At 41.1% G+C, this 13,127-nt stretch carries 11 protein-coding genes; 3 read left to right on the top strand and 8 right to left on the bottom strand.

The annotated features are described in order from the left end of the window. Positions 1-19 precede the first annotated feature (19 nt). Complete coding sequence (gene pepF, locus MKX82_RS02925) at positions 20-1,831, bottom strand: oligoendopeptidase F (protein ID WP_341074916.1); 1,812 nt, start codon at positions 1,829-1,831, stop codon at positions 20-22. A 191-nt stretch (positions 1,832-2,022) separates the two neighbouring features. Here pepF and MKX82_RS02920 point away from each other — a divergent pair, with 191 nt between their 5' ends. Next, the gene (locus tag MKX82_RS02920) at positions 2,023-3,183 is read left to right on the top strand and encodes an endonuclease (protein ID WP_251646404.1); all 1,161 of its coding nucleotides are present in this window, start codon (positions 2,023-2,025) and stop codon (positions 3,181-3,183) included. Between the two features lie 35 nt (positions 3,184-3,218). Here the strand turns inward: MKX82_RS02920 and sspO are convergent, their stop codons facing one another. The 4 genes from sspO to MKX82_RS02900 form a co-directional block, all read right to left on the bottom strand. Next, positions 3,219-3,353: a small acid-soluble spore protein O gene (gene sspO, locus MKX82_RS02915; protein ID WP_233316348.1), complete on the bottom strand. Its 135-nt coding sequence runs from the start codon at positions 3,351-3,353 to the stop codon at positions 3,219-3,221. 71 nt (positions 3,354-3,424) lie between these two features. Next, entirely contained in the window at positions 3,425-4,636 is a 1,212-nt protein-coding gene (locus MKX82_RS02910) for an MFS transporter (RefSeq protein WP_341074913.1), read from the bottom strand. Between the two features lie 228 nt (positions 4,637-4,864). Next, on the bottom strand, positions 4,865-5,086 hold the full coding sequence (locus MKX82_RS02905) for a YdbC family protein (protein ID WP_233316346.1): 222 nt from the start codon (positions 5,084-5,086) through the stop codon (positions 4,865-4,867). Between the two features lie 365 nt (positions 5,087-5,451). Beyond that, entirely contained in the window at positions 5,452-7,821 is a 2,370-nt protein-coding gene (locus tag MKX82_RS02900; protein ID WP_341079374.1) for a polyprenyl synthetase family protein, read from the bottom strand. A 269-nt stretch (positions 7,822-8,090) separates the two neighbouring features. Here MKX82_RS02900 and MKX82_RS02895 point away from each other — a divergent pair, with 269 nt between their 5' ends. Continuing rightward, positions 8,091-9,494, top strand: coding sequence for an MFS transporter (locus tag MKX82_RS02895; protein ID WP_233316345.1), 1,404 nt, complete (start codon positions 8,091-8,093; stop codon positions 9,492-9,494). Between the two features lie 270 nt (positions 9,495-9,764). Here MKX82_RS02895 and MKX82_RS02890 read toward each other — a convergent pair whose 3' ends face one another. The 3 genes from MKX82_RS02890 to MKX82_RS02880 all read right to left on the bottom strand — a co-directional run bounded on the left by MKX82_RS02890 (position 9,765) and on the right by MKX82_RS02880 (position 11,718). Next, positions 9,765-10,160, bottom strand: a complete 396-nt coding sequence (locus MKX82_RS02890; protein WP_341074908.1) for a VOC family protein — start codon at positions 10,158-10,160, stop codon at positions 9,765-9,767. Positions 10,161-10,390: 230 nt separating this feature from the next. Continuing rightward, the gene (locus MKX82_RS02885) at positions 10,391-10,846 is read right to left on the bottom strand and encodes an AraC family transcriptional regulator (RefSeq protein WP_237940705.1); all 456 of its coding nucleotides are present in this window, start codon (positions 10,844-10,846) and stop codon (positions 10,391-10,393) included. Positions 10,847-10,944: 98 nt separating this feature from the next. After that, positions 10,945-11,718, bottom strand: coding sequence for a DeoR/GlpR family DNA-binding transcription regulator (locus MKX82_RS02880; protein ID WP_341074905.1), 774 nt, complete (start codon positions 11,716-11,718; stop codon positions 10,945-10,947). A gap of 172 nt (positions 11,719-11,890) precedes the next feature. Between MKX82_RS02880 and MKX82_RS02875 the strand changes: the two genes are divergently transcribed. Next, on the top strand, positions 11,891-13,120 hold the full coding sequence (locus MKX82_RS02875) for an amidohydrolase (protein ID WP_341074903.1): 1,230 nt from the start codon (positions 11,891-11,893) through the stop codon (positions 13,118-13,120). Positions 13,121-13,127 lie beyond the last annotated feature (7 nt).

Below are 13,127 nucleotides of genomic sequence, written 5' to 3'. Positions count from 1 at the left end.
TTGCAAGGATGTTCAAACTTTAATAAAAGCTTTGTTCGAGTTCATCTATTAAGCTGCCAACATAAGCAACCGCTGTACTGATAGGTTCAGGTGTCGACATATCCACATTTGCAAGCTTCATTAATTCAAGAGGTTTTACTGTTCCCCCTGCCTTAAGAGCCGCAAGCCAACGATCTACAGCAGGCTGACCCTCTTTTTGAATCATTAACGCAGCAGCAGTGGAAGCTGTCAGACCTGCTGAATACGTATACGGATAAAGACCCATATAGTAATGCGGCTGGCGCATCCAAGTCAATCCTGCTCCCTCATCCAACTCCACACTGTCGCCCCAAAATGCTGCAAGCAGCTCGAGATTTTGTTCACATAACAGTTTGGCGGTTATCGGTGTTCCTGATTCAGCAAGTTCATAAATACGGCGCTGCAGCTCTCCCTCCAATATATGTGTCACAAAATTATGGTAGTATGTTCCGAGTGATTGGAGAATAACCCAACGACGCATTCTGTCATTATCCGATTTTTCTAAAATATGTCTGCTGAGCAGCATTTCGTTCATGGTTGACGGTGCTTCCACAAAATACCGTGATGGACGTGTATTAGAAATGGACTGATTCTGTCCTGCCAAAACGAAATGTCCTGCATGTCCGAGCTCATGTGCAAGAGTAAATGCATTTCGCATGGAATTATTCCATGTCATCATAATATACGGATGTGCTCCATATGGACTTGAACAAAAGGCGCCAGATCGCTTGCCAATATTATCTGCTCTGTCTACCCAGCGGTTCTCCAGTCCTTGTCTCATAATTTCTGCATAATCCGGCCCCATTACCTGCAGTGCTTCAAGCACAAGCTCTGCTGCTTCATCATATGTCACTTCTGGATTAAAGTCTGAATCAAGAGGAGCTTTTAGATCACTGTACAGCAATTTATCAAGACCTAGTGCTTGTCTTTTTAATGCGGCGTAGCGGCGCATATGAGGAGCAAGCTCTGTTAATATTGTGTCAAGCTGGTTATGGTACATTTCCTTTGTTACTTGCTGTTCAAATAACAGCATATCTGTAACAGAATCATAGTTACGCAATCTGGCTTCAACCACTTGCTTCTTCACTTCTGTTGCATATGTAGCTGCATATGTATTTTTGTACTGATTTAATGTTTGAATGAAAGCGTCATAGGCATTACGGCGAATTTCCGTATCAGGCGACTCCTCATACTTTGCATATAAATTAAATGTTAAAGGATACTCTGTTCCATCTGCTGTTGTAAAAGATGAGAAGCTCATATCTGATGTTTTGCTGCGCTGGTAAATCATATAAGGAGCTTCATGAATCTCACTGTATGCAGCTAAGGCTTCCTCTGTTTCTGGGGAAAGTATATGAGCTTTCGCCTCAAATAAATCCTCCAGTGTTTTTTTGTAATCCTGCAACCCGCTTTCTTGATTCATAAACTCACGGACTTTCTTCTCCGATAGAGCAAGTATTTCTGAATCAATAAAGGAATTATTTGCGCGTGCAGCAGCATAAACAGATGCCGCAATCGCCTCATTTGCTTGATTATTAGGGTCTGTCCCATCGGCGGATTGAAGCAAGCTTGCATATGTAAGTACACGGGAAAGCCGTTCAGATAATGAATCCCTTTCAAGAAGGCACTGAAGTAAATTTATCGCACTGTTTCCAAGACTTCCTCTATATTCAGCAAACTTTTCCATGTCTTGGGTAATAGCATCGAGCTCCATTTTCCATGCTTTTTCACAAGGAAATAAATCGGTTAAGTTCCACGTTTCTTCAACTGAAACATCCTTCCTTGCCAGCGTCTTACCTTGCAGCTTATTCATGTAAGCTTCTCCCCTTTTTCATATATTTCGCCATTCGAAACGAATAACTTTATTATATAAGAAAACTGTAAATTTTCAAATAATTTACTAAATTAATTTATAATAGCAAATTCTTTACACTTTTCTACAACTTACTCCATATAAACATGTTATTTTATAAGAGCATTTAATTTTTGTATGGGAGGCAGAAAATGAAAAAAAGCTCAAAAATTTTTGTTTTGCTTGCAGTAATCGCTGCTATAGCGGTGTCGTCTTATTTCACAGTTTCACCGAGAGCAGCCACTCTTTCCGTAACGAATGCAATTAAAACTCAAAACGGGTCAGTTCAGACAGTAGAAGGTTACATAGTCGGAAAGCCCATTTCAGCTTCCTCCATTCAGACGAGCAGCTTCTCTGACGATTATGCCCTAGCACTCGCAGACAGTCCAGCAGAGAAAGCAACTGGCTCCATGCTTTATGTTCAAATTCCCTCCTCCTTTCGAGGAAGCTTTGGACTAAAAACGAATCCAGAATTAATTGGCACGAAAATAAAAGTGACTGGCAGCACTGCCGCCTACTTCTCTCATCCTGGTTTAAAAAATGTAACAGCTATGTCAATAAGTGCTGCAGGGGAATTGCCCGAAGAGCCTGAAGAAGATACAGGAAGCACACCTACACCTTCTGAGAACTATGAAGGTTACTATAACAGTGCCTCAGGTAAAACTGGCGAAGCTTTAAAAACTGCTTTACATGAGATTATTGATGATCATACAGAGCTTTCCTACAGCGCGGTTTGGGATGCGCTGCGTCATACAGATGAAGACCCTAACAACAGCAATAACGTCATTCTGCTTTATACAGGCAGATCGCAAAGCAAAACGACTAACGGCAGCGGTGTCGATTCATGGAACAGAGAGCATGTATGGGCGAAATCCCATGGTGACTTTGGCACAGCAATGGGAGCAGGAACAGATCTGCATCACTTGCGACCTACTGATGTTTCCGTTAATTCATCACGTGGCAACAAGGATTTTGATGATGGAGGAACTGCCCAAAAAGAAGCGCCAGATACATATGCTGACAGCGATTCTTGGGAACCGCGGGATGAAGTTAAAGGCGACATTGCACGTATGATATTTTATATGGCTGTGCGCTATGAAGGTGATAGCGGCGAACTTGACTTAGAGGTAACAGAAAGTGTGAATAACGGTTCTGCCCCGCTCCATGGCAAACTGTCCACATTGAAGCGCTGGAACGAACTTGATCCTGTTGACGATTTTGAAAGAAACAGGAATGAAGTAATTTATCAAGATTATCAGCATAACCGCAATCCATTTATTGATCACCCTGAGTGGGTAGAAGTTATTTGGTAAAAGCAAAACGGGCCGGCAAACAGCGGCCCGTTTTGTTATTGACGTTTTTTTGTTTTCTTATTATTAAGCTTTTCTGCTGCAGACAATGGTTCATTTGCGAATTCATGGTCGTAAGCTTTTGAAAAGTTCCCTTTTATGTCTTCTTGCTTATCACGTTTTTTTGTAGTCATAATCTTCACCCCCAAAGCTTATTGTACGTAACAAATTTTATTATTATGTACAGCATAAGCAGTGGGTGCGATTATCCTTTACCTTGCATGACTTTTTTAAATACAGTCTGCTTTAGGCTGTCATCCTTCTGATAAGCAATCGCTGCTGCTGCCAGAAGCATAACCCCTGTCAAAATGAAAACACTATATGCAGGGAAAATACCTCCTAAAAATCCACCAACCATTGGACCAATCATACCGCCAATTTGGTTGGCCGTCTGGTTCAAACCAAAAGCTCTGCCGCGGAAATCCTCTGAAGTTGATCTAACGACAAGACCGTTCAATGCAGGGAAAACGGCGCAGAAGAAAATGCCGAAGATAAAGCGGGTAATGGAAAAACCCCAAATATCTTGGAAAATGATTTGCGAAAATGTGCCTAATCCGCCTCCAAGGAGGCCGATAAATAATATTCTGTTGAAGCCGATCTTATCAGCCCATTTCCCCCAGTACGGAGCAAACAATACACTAGCTATCCCAGGCAAAGAGAAAACAACCCCCGCAAGCAAAGAAGCATTTTCTTTAGAGCCGCCAAGATCAACAATGTACAGCGGCAAAATAGGTTCAATCGAAAGGATTGAGCAAGAAGTGACGACCGTCAACAGCATGACAAGCATAAGCGGACGGTTTGACCACGCAACCTTAATGTCATTTTTGACAGAGCCCTTTTCCTTGCTAGGCTTGAAATTCTCTTCCTTCACAAAAAATATAATCAGGAATGTTGCAAGGAAAACAATGAACCCAGCACTCGCAAATGCCAGCCTGTTGCCGACTAGCTCTGAAAGCAGTCCGCCAAGCAGCGGACCGACTATTCCTCCTGTAGCACTTGCGGTGGAGATCATCGATAAAGCGTAACCTACTTTCTCTGTCGGTGTATTCGTCCCGACTAAAGCAATTGCCCCTGGAATAAAGCCGGAAAGAAGCCCTTGCAATATTCGTAAAACCAATAACTCATATGGGTTAGTCACAAAAGCAGCTAATGTGTAGATAATAAATAAAACGAAGCCTGCTCTGACTATCATTGGCTTTCTGCCATACTTATCTGCTATCCTGCCCCAAAACGGCGAGGAAAGCGCTCCTGCAAAAAAAGCCGAACTGAACAAAATGCCTGCCCATAATTCTGTATGGTCATGAACATTAATCTCCAGCAGGAAAATCGGCAAAAACGGGATGACCATATAAAAACTCGCTGCCGTAAAAAACACTCCGACCCATAAAACAAGCAAATTACGCTTCCACCTTAACATGCCGTTCGCGCTCCTAAGCTGCATCAGAGTATATCCGATGAGTAGTTTCAATATTCTCAATAATAACATATATAGGAATTACTTTCATTCCCGAAATTTATGTTTCACGAAGAAAAGGCTGCTGCAATGGTTACTCTGCCTACCTTTAGAAGCTTTTCGACTATTTTGTGAAAATTTTTCGTGTAAAAAAAATGTACAGAGCTGTCTGTACATTTCCCTTACATAATATTATAACTCTGAATCCTGTAAAGCCTTTTTCAGTTTCAATACCTCGTCCAAATCAAGGGTAACCCCCTTGCCCATTTTCTCATGATTTGGAGCCCAGTCCCGAATATCGTACTTCGGTTCCCGTCCATTCCAGCTAATTAGATTCAGCTCTTTCGTCCAGCCTTTCGGCGATTCAGACAGGACTGTAATATGCTCGGTGATTTCAAATTTTATCTCTGCCACAAAACTACCTCCTAATATGTATATGAATGCTTAAATTATTTAACGTATATATTCTTATATTATATATCTTCTGCAAAGATTTAGGCGCTTATTTACATGCAAATAAAATAGGCGGGCTCTTACCCGCCTAAGAAAAGGTTGTCCTTGGCTTTAATGACGCATTGTCAGCACAATAAATAAATAGTAGAGTATCCAAACTAAAGAAGGAAGAGCTTCAGGAAACATCATTTATTCCCCCTTCCTTTTATTATTAATACATCATATGTTCACCTCTACTGTTTTGTAAGCGTATTCCTATAGTTTTTCGACTAATTTTTTAAAAATAGGTTCAAAAAAAGCACTCTTGGAAGAGTGCTTTGCAGCCTTTAACGATCTCTATTTACAAAGTAGTCTAATAAGTGCTTTAGGAAAGCCGGATTTCGGGGGGCCTGTTCTAATGACTCCACAGCAAGGCAATAATGCTCCCACATTGCTTTTTTCGCTCCTTCAATCCCGAGTATAGATACAAACGTTGTCTGGTTGTTGTCTGCATCAATGCCAGCCTGTTTGCCAAGCAAGCTAGTATTACCTTCCACATCAAGGAGATCATCCTTAATTTGAAAAGCGATGCCTGCATGGTAGGAGAATTTTTTCCAAATGTCCATTTCCGCTTCACTTGCTTGTGCAAGTATAGCCGGCATCAATAAACAAACCTCAAATGCCATGCCTGTTTTGTAAAAACTCTTTTTGTTCAATTCCGCAAGAGTCAGCTGTCTACCTTTCGAGTCAAGATCCATCGCCTGACCTTTACACATATCCGCCGTTCGTTGAGATGAATATTTAATCAGCTGCAGTACTGCCCGCGAATCGAAGGAGTCGATTGAGGTCTGCTCCTCAACTGCCTTTTGTGTCAGAAAAAGGCCCGTCAATTCAGCAACCGCCGTATTAGCAACTTGATGCAATGTTTCCTTCCCTCTGCGAATATTGGCATTATCCTGTGACGGCAGATCATCAAAAATCAATGATGCTGTATGCATATATTCCAAGGAACGCAATAGTGGCATCAGTGCTTTATCGTCCAAGCCATAGCCTTGTGTGCCCATAAACCATGTCATAATTGGTCTTAACCGTTTACCATCGCCAATAAGACTGTAGTTCGCCCCATCAGTAAGAGGCTCATGATGCGGACCGTCAGCTGATTTTGTAATCGCAAGTGCGCTGTTAATTTGACCTCGGACCTCTTTAACCTTTTCAAAAAACTCCTCCCGCTCCCTCTTATCGCTTTGGAGATTTTCAACCATATGATCTCTTAAAAGCTTATCAAAGAAATCAACATCATCAGCCTTCCTGACCATCTTTTGAATGAGACGATTAAACTCTGGCATACGAGAGGCAAAAAGCTCCATTGTTTCATTATATTTATCATTGCCCCACTTTTTCTTAAACCGTTTCAAGCCATTAATGGCCCTGTCTAATATGACCTCACATGTCTTTTTATCTGAATGATAGACGTTGTGAATCAAATGGGATATCACTGTCCAATATAATTCATACGGATTGACTAAGTCAGGGCGTACAGTATGATGCTTCATATAATACGTATACGGAGTCACAGCTCCTTCCTGCCAGTCATCAAACATATCAGCAAAATCATCTGCAAGCTGATTGTATATACCATAGAAAAACGACCGCTTTTCAAAGCCTTCTTCAAGCTCCGCACTAATCACAGACCTGACAATCAGCCGTGAAGACGCAGATTTTAAGATGACTGGAATAAACAACTCTTCATTTGTATATTCGCTGTTGGAAAGGTCCTTGTCACGATCAATCTCCTGTGAATGGAAAAACACATATGCCTGCTCTAAAAATGGCTGAATCGTTTCTTCACGCTGATTGGTCTTAATATATTCAAATGCTTCCCGCAGTTCAGTATGAACATAAGCAATCAATTCTGCATTGGCACCAGACCAGTCACCTAATTCAGGCACACTGCCTGTTGTCAGTGCCGTACGGATTAAACCTGCATATCGTCTTTCCTCATCTGGCGACAATATCTTCGCATCGAAAAGGTCATCAATAAACGGATAAGTTAAGCCATAAGAGTAACCAAGCCTAATTGCTTCTCCAAGTCTTTGGGAGCGGACAGCCTGAGCAGTATCTTCAGGCAAATCGTCAAGAACATGCATGATAACACCAGCAATAATTTTGATGAGCTTGCGCTGTGCATTTGCTGCATCCATTCCCTCTGGAATATGAATGGAGACGGACTCAAGCTTAGCCATAAGCCAAATCATTGTCGGTTCTATTCCTTCCTTTTCCGCAAACCGGTATAAGCCAGCCATGCTGAATACCCCGATTTTTTTCTCATTACTGCCAGTGAGATGCTTTTTTAAACTTTCAACAGAGCGTCTTATGCCTCTAAGCGTTGCCTGTGATTCTAAAGATTTGCCCAAGTCCCTCATATAGAGGTAGGAAATGCTCCGATCGAGATAATTATCAAGCTTGCCTGTGTGCTTAAGCCACTGAATATAGGGCTGATATCCTGACGGTGATTGTTTGCCCTTGCTTCTTGAAAAAAAGGAGAAAAGAGAAGGATGGTGAATATGATTATGCTTCCATTGTTGAATATCATTAGTGAGGATAGGAATAAAAGCCTTTTTTGCAACCTGCCCATAAAGCTCCTGAAAATATAGAGACGCCTTTTGCTCCTCTTTAGAGAAACAAACCTCGGCATTAATTGTAAACTCCTTATTCATACGGTAAAGTACCTCAAATCTTTTCATTTAGCTATCTACTTAATAATATAGTACTAGAAAAACAGGTTTATAACCAGAAAGGAGTACCTAGCAAAAATACCCGTTTTGTTAGGGGTGAATTGAAAGCCTTACCATATCCAGACTATGTAAAATCCATTGCTTCGCTATAGCTTTTCGCTATATCCACTTATCTAAATTAACAGTTACTCTATACTTGCTTTAACATGCTATTATACAAGCACAATCTTACATAACAAGGAGAACAAAGAATGACAACAAAATCAACTACGCTTAAAACACGCAGCATCAACCCGTCTGATGTAATTGCGGCAAGCAAGTTCAATCGCTTTCATTTATTAGTTTATTTATGGTGTGTATACGCAATTGCATTTGATGGTTTTGATATAGCCATGTACGGTGTTGGCCTGCCATTAATGATGGAGGATTTTAACCTGACACCTGTCGAAGCAGGAGCTGTCGGGAGCTATACCCTTGTCGGAATGATGCTCGGTTCCTTCATTCTCGGTCCTGTAGCTGATATTATCGGCCGGAAAAAGGTGCTGGCAATCTGTATGTTCCTGTTCAGTGTATTTACACTTGGTTCTGGATTGGCACCTTCGGTTACTATCTTTACAATCATGAGATTCATCGCATCAATCGGAATGGGCGGACTGATGCCAAATGTTATCGCTATGATGACCGACTATTCCCCTAAGAAAAATAGAGCATTAATTGTTGCAACAATGTACTGCGGTTATTCTGTCGGAGGAATTTTAGCATCGCTGCTGGGCATGTACTTGCTGGAGGACTTCGGCTGGAGAATATTATATTGGCTTGGCATTCTGCCATTATTCACATTGCCAATTTTCATGAAGAAATTCCCTGAATCAGTATCGTACTACTTATTGCGCAAGCAAAATGACAAAGTAGCAAACATCTTGAATCAAGTAGACCCAAACGGCAATTATCAATCAACAGATAACTATGTAAGTACAACAGGAAAAGAAGCCGAAAGCGGCGCACCAATCAAAAAGCTGTTCTCAAACGGCCGTGCAATCAGCACATTCGCTTTCTGGATTTTCGTAGTCTGCAGTCTCTTAATGGTATCAGGCCTAAACACATGGCTGCCAAAAATCATGCAGGAATCCGGCTATGGCTTAACATCCGCCCTTTCCTTCACACTTGTGTTAAGTGTCGGCCAAATTATCGGCTCATTGCTTGGCGGCTATCTCGTTGACAAAATCGGCCATCGCAATGTGTTAGTATCCATGCTGCTGATCGGCGCAGTCTGCTTCGTTGCATTAAGCCTGACATCAAATGTAATCCTGCTGTACGTATTAATCGCACTAGGAGGAGCTTGCACAGGCGGAACCCAAAACCTGGCAAACCCGTATATTTCTGAGTTTTATCCGAAGGAAATCCGCTCTACAGGAGTCGGCATAACAGTAGGATTCGGCCGGATTGGCTCCATTCTTGCCCCGACCGTTATCGGCCTGCTGCTGGCAACAAATCTCGAACCGAAAAGCGCCTTTATGGCTTTTGCGATTCCGAGCATTCTTGGAGGAGCTGTCCTATTATTGGTGAGAGAGAAATACGGCAGCTTTGACCGACTCGGTGCTGCATCGCGTGATAATGTGGTGTTAAAGGTGACAGATGAGGTTGGGAGCAGATAGGCAACAGATGAAGGCAACGGCTAGTTCGTTGCCTTTTTTTATTACATATTTTTTAAGCTTAGCTATTCTGACTAAATGTTAAAAATTACTTGTCCTGCCACTTAGTAATATCCACTACCTAAATTCACCATCGAATCCCGAGCTGCTATGTCCCATTTTTGAAAAGCAGCAACCCATTAATGAAGCTCCAAAAATTCACACCAATAAAAAACCCCATAAAGCAAATAAAGTTACCTCTATCCGCCTTATTGGAGCAGCAATTTTTATTTTTTATTTTGCATTTTCATCTGGCTGATGAAGCCCAAAAACATTCCCCTCTGTATCCTTATAATAGCCTTGCCAAGCCATTCCAGGCAGGGCGTATTTCGGCAAAGCAACCGCGCCGCCATTTTCGAGAATGATTGCTTCAGTATGATTGTAATCTGCTACTCCCATCGTACAGGCAAAGCCGTTTAAAGCTTGATTTCCTTCAGGAGCTGAACCTTGCCGCTGCACTAGTGCTCCATTTATTCCCGGCTCTTCCTCTGTCCCTGTTACTGCTCCAAAGTAAGGCATTCCTGCATATCCCGTCCAATCCTGAAACGTCCAGCCGAAGACCTCTCCATAAAACTTCTTTGCCCGCTCCATATCACTTACATGAATCTCGAAATGTACTAATCTTCCCATGGTTTCCTCCTAGGTATATTAAAAATGAGACTGCTATTATTAATTCCGTATTTCTTATAATTTTTCCTATTCAAAATGCAGAGTCTTGAAAAGTTTTTCATCCTCTATTATTAGTTGAAAGGGCAATTTTAAAACCCCAATAAATGATTTATTGGGGTAATCCCGTTATCCCTTTAATAGACTCCAGAGATAAACAATAATTACGGGAAGATTATATGCTTCTGCCACCCTCACCGAATCGGAACACACAACTCACAATAATGCTCCTCAACAAGCTCAAGGCTGTACCTCTCCAACACAGGCCTCGTTTCATCATGCTTTAACCCTTGTTCATCTAATACTAAAGGAAATTCAACCCAAGCCTTTTGAACAGCTTCTGCAGTGTGGGCAATTTTAAAGACTGCGTACTTCCCTCCACTCATATGCCCAGTTTTGACTTCCTCCCTATCTGTTACAAACCCTTGTGGGACAATTAAGCATGTGTCGTATCGGCAATCTTGTGGTGCAGTTAACAGTGGATTGTCTTGGGCAATACCGAGAATGCTAGATTTCTGATTCAGTAAGTTATTAGCCTTCAGCCAGCCTTTGAACTTCTTCATTAATTGTTCGTTTCTACGTCCATACGGACCAATTTGTCTCATATAGGCTACTAGGCAAGACGGCATGTTTTCGATTCTAAGTTTCATTTCATATCCCTTTCCAATTAAAGTACATCGATGTCTGAACACATCGTATAATGTACTAAAATGGAAAACAACTGGAATTTAAAAAGTTTTCGTTTTTTTTACCTTCCGAGCTCGTCAGGAGCAGCGATTACTTGGATATTATGCTTTTCTAGCAGTTCAAGCATATTTTTCGGTATTTCTTTTTCCGTAATGACTATGTCGATGTCTTCTAAGCCGCATACTTTTTGAAAAAAGGTTTTATTAAACTTCGTAGAGTCTACAAGGACAATAACTGTATCAGCACACTTTACCATTTCACGGTTAAGAAGACCTTCCTCTTCAATAGATGTAGACAGACCAGTTTCAGATATACCGCAAGTTCCGATAAAGCATTTGTTCACTTTATAGTCTTGAATATCTTTCATTGCCCGTGATCCGTATATAGCACGGTGATTCTTTGACAGAGTTCCGCCTAACAGGTTAATGCGGATGTTTTCTCTTACTAATAATTCATTGGCCACATCCATTGAGTTCGTTACAATATTATGGTTCTGGCTTGTTAAGTATTTTGTTAAAGCGAGTACTGTTGTTGATGCGTCCAAAATAAGATGGTCTCCATCATGAATCAATGTGGCTGCTAGTTTGCCAATCTCATTTTTTGCTTTTAGTGCCATTTCTGCACGCTCATCGAAATTATAAACCTCGTTGGATAATTGTGCTCTTTTTGCTCCGCCTCTGATTCTAATTACTTTTTTTGCTTCTTCTAGCAGTATTAAATCTCTTCGTGCTGTATCTTTAGATACATGATTCATTTCACAGATTGTTTCTATATCAACTCTCTCATTTACATGTAAATATTGGACAATTGCTTCGAGTCTTTCATCTTGTAACATTATTTCACCTCGTTCTTTTATTATAAGTTTTTTTAAGTCAATTTGCAAAATATTGCATTTTATTTAAGTTTTTTTGCTTGAATATGCATTTTTAGTTCGTTATGATTACTGTAAACAACTATGTATAACTTATTTCTCCTTAACTAATTATCACAAAGAAAGTGGTGACACAATGTCTTCATCCTACTGGCTAACAAATGTATGTTTAGAAAAAGGTTATCGCTATGAACATGGGGCGATTATTGGCACAATAACGGAAAACTGCCACCTGTTTGTCGAAAATGGCAAAATCGCCAACATCATCTCTGCTGATACGTTGCTGGACGATCATTTACCAAAAAAAGATGTTCATAATTTATTAGCTTTACCCTCCTTTGTTGAAAAGCATGTTCATTTAGACAAGACATTACTTGGAGATAAATGGCGTGCAGTTACACCTGTTTCAAGCATTTTTGAACGGTTTGAACTTGAAAAAAACGTGTTGCCCACCCTTCCAACGACAACAAAAGAAAGGGCTCAAGCACTTATTGAAGTTCTGCTACAAGCTGGTTCTACACATATTCGCACACATGTGGATATCTATCAAGAAGCAGGCCTAAAAAACTTCTTTGAGGTTCAGGAAGCACTTGCAGAATATGAAGGGAAATTATCTTACGAGATTGTTGCTTTTCCACAGCATGGCTTGCTATTGAATAACTGCGCAGATTTAGTAAGAGATGCTGTCCGCAATGGAGCAGGCTTAGTGGGTGGTGTTGACCCTGCCAATGTTGATGGAAATATGGAAAAATCCTTACAGCAGATGATGGATATTGCTGTGGAAGAAAATGTAGGTATTGATTTGCATTTACATGATCCTGGTCAGCTTGGGTTAGCGACAATTAGAAGGCTGGCAAAACTGACAGAAGAGGCCGGCTGGCATGGACGAGTGGCCATCAGCCATGCTTTTGCATTAGGAGACATGGTTAAAGGGGAAGCTGATGAAATGGCACAGATGCTTGCTGAACTTGGCATTTCCATTATTACTAGTGTACCAATTGGCAGAACCATCCCCCCCGTCAGCTTTCTTCATGATAAAGGAGTTCAAGTTGCAGTTGCTTGTGACAATATTTTTGACTCATGGTCGCCCTTTGGCAATGGAGATATTTTAGAGAGAGCCAGCACATTAGCCCAGCTTTCCGGCAGATCAACAGAACAAAAGCTTGCAGAAACTCTTGGTTTTATAACAGGCGGAATTACACCATTGAACAAAAATGGAAAGCAGGTTTGGCCGAAAATCGGCGATGAGGCAAGCATTGTCTTTACAGAAGCAAGCTGCTCTGCTGAAGCAATTGCCAGAAGATCAAACCGCCCAGCAGTTCTGTATAAAGGAAAATTAGTAGCAGGTGGATTTACGAAAGGATGATTCATAG

Origin of the sequence: Niallia sp. FSL R7-0271, assembly GCF_038005785.1 — a bacterium.
Lineage (GTDB): Bacteria > Bacillota > Bacilli > Bacillales > Cytobacillaceae > Niallia.
Note: the sequence above shows the minus strand (reverse complement) of the source record. Positions and strands in the feature narration are given on the sequence as shown.

What these genes read in the sequence shown, in the direction of transcription:
- pepF (WP_341074916.1), bottom strand. Translation starts at nt 1,831, where the DNA reads ATGAATAAGCTGCAAGGTAAGACGCTGGCAAGGAAGGATGTTTCAGTT.
- MKX82_RS02920 (WP_251646404.1), top strand. Translation starts at nt 2,023, where the DNA reads ATGAAAAAAAGCTCAAAAATTTTTGTTTTGCTTGCAGTAATCGCTGCT.
- sspO (WP_233316348.1), bottom strand. Translation starts at nt 3,353, where the DNA reads ATGACTACAAAAAAACGTGATAAGCAAGAAGACATAAAAGGGAACTTT.
- MKX82_RS02910 (WP_341074913.1), bottom strand. Translation starts at nt 4,636, where the DNA reads ATGTTAAGGTGGAAGCGTAATTTGCTTGTTTTATGGGTCGGAGTGTTT.
- MKX82_RS02900 (WP_341079374.1), bottom strand. Translation starts at nt 7,821, where the DNA reads ATGAATAAGGAGTTTACAATTAATGCCGAGGTTTGTTTCTCTAAAGAG.
- MKX82_RS02895 (WP_233316345.1), top strand. Translation starts at nt 8,091, where the DNA reads ATGACAACAAAATCAACTACGCTTAAAACACGCAGCATCAACCCGTCT.
- MKX82_RS02890 (WP_341074908.1), bottom strand. Translation starts at nt 10,160, where the DNA reads ATGGGAAGATTAGTACATTTCGAGATTCATGTAAGTGATATGGAGCGG.
- MKX82_RS02885 (WP_237940705.1), bottom strand. Translation starts at nt 10,846, where the DNA reads ATGAAACTTAGAATCGAAAACATGCCGTCTTGCCTAGTAGCCTATATG.
- MKX82_RS02880 (WP_341074905.1), bottom strand. Translation starts at nt 11,718, where the DNA reads ATGTTACAAGATGAAAGACTCGAAGCAATTGTCCAATATTTACATGTA.
- MKX82_RS02875 (WP_341074903.1), top strand. Translation starts at nt 11,891, where the DNA reads ATGTCTTCATCCTACTGGCTAACAAATGTATGTTTAGAAAAAGGTTAT.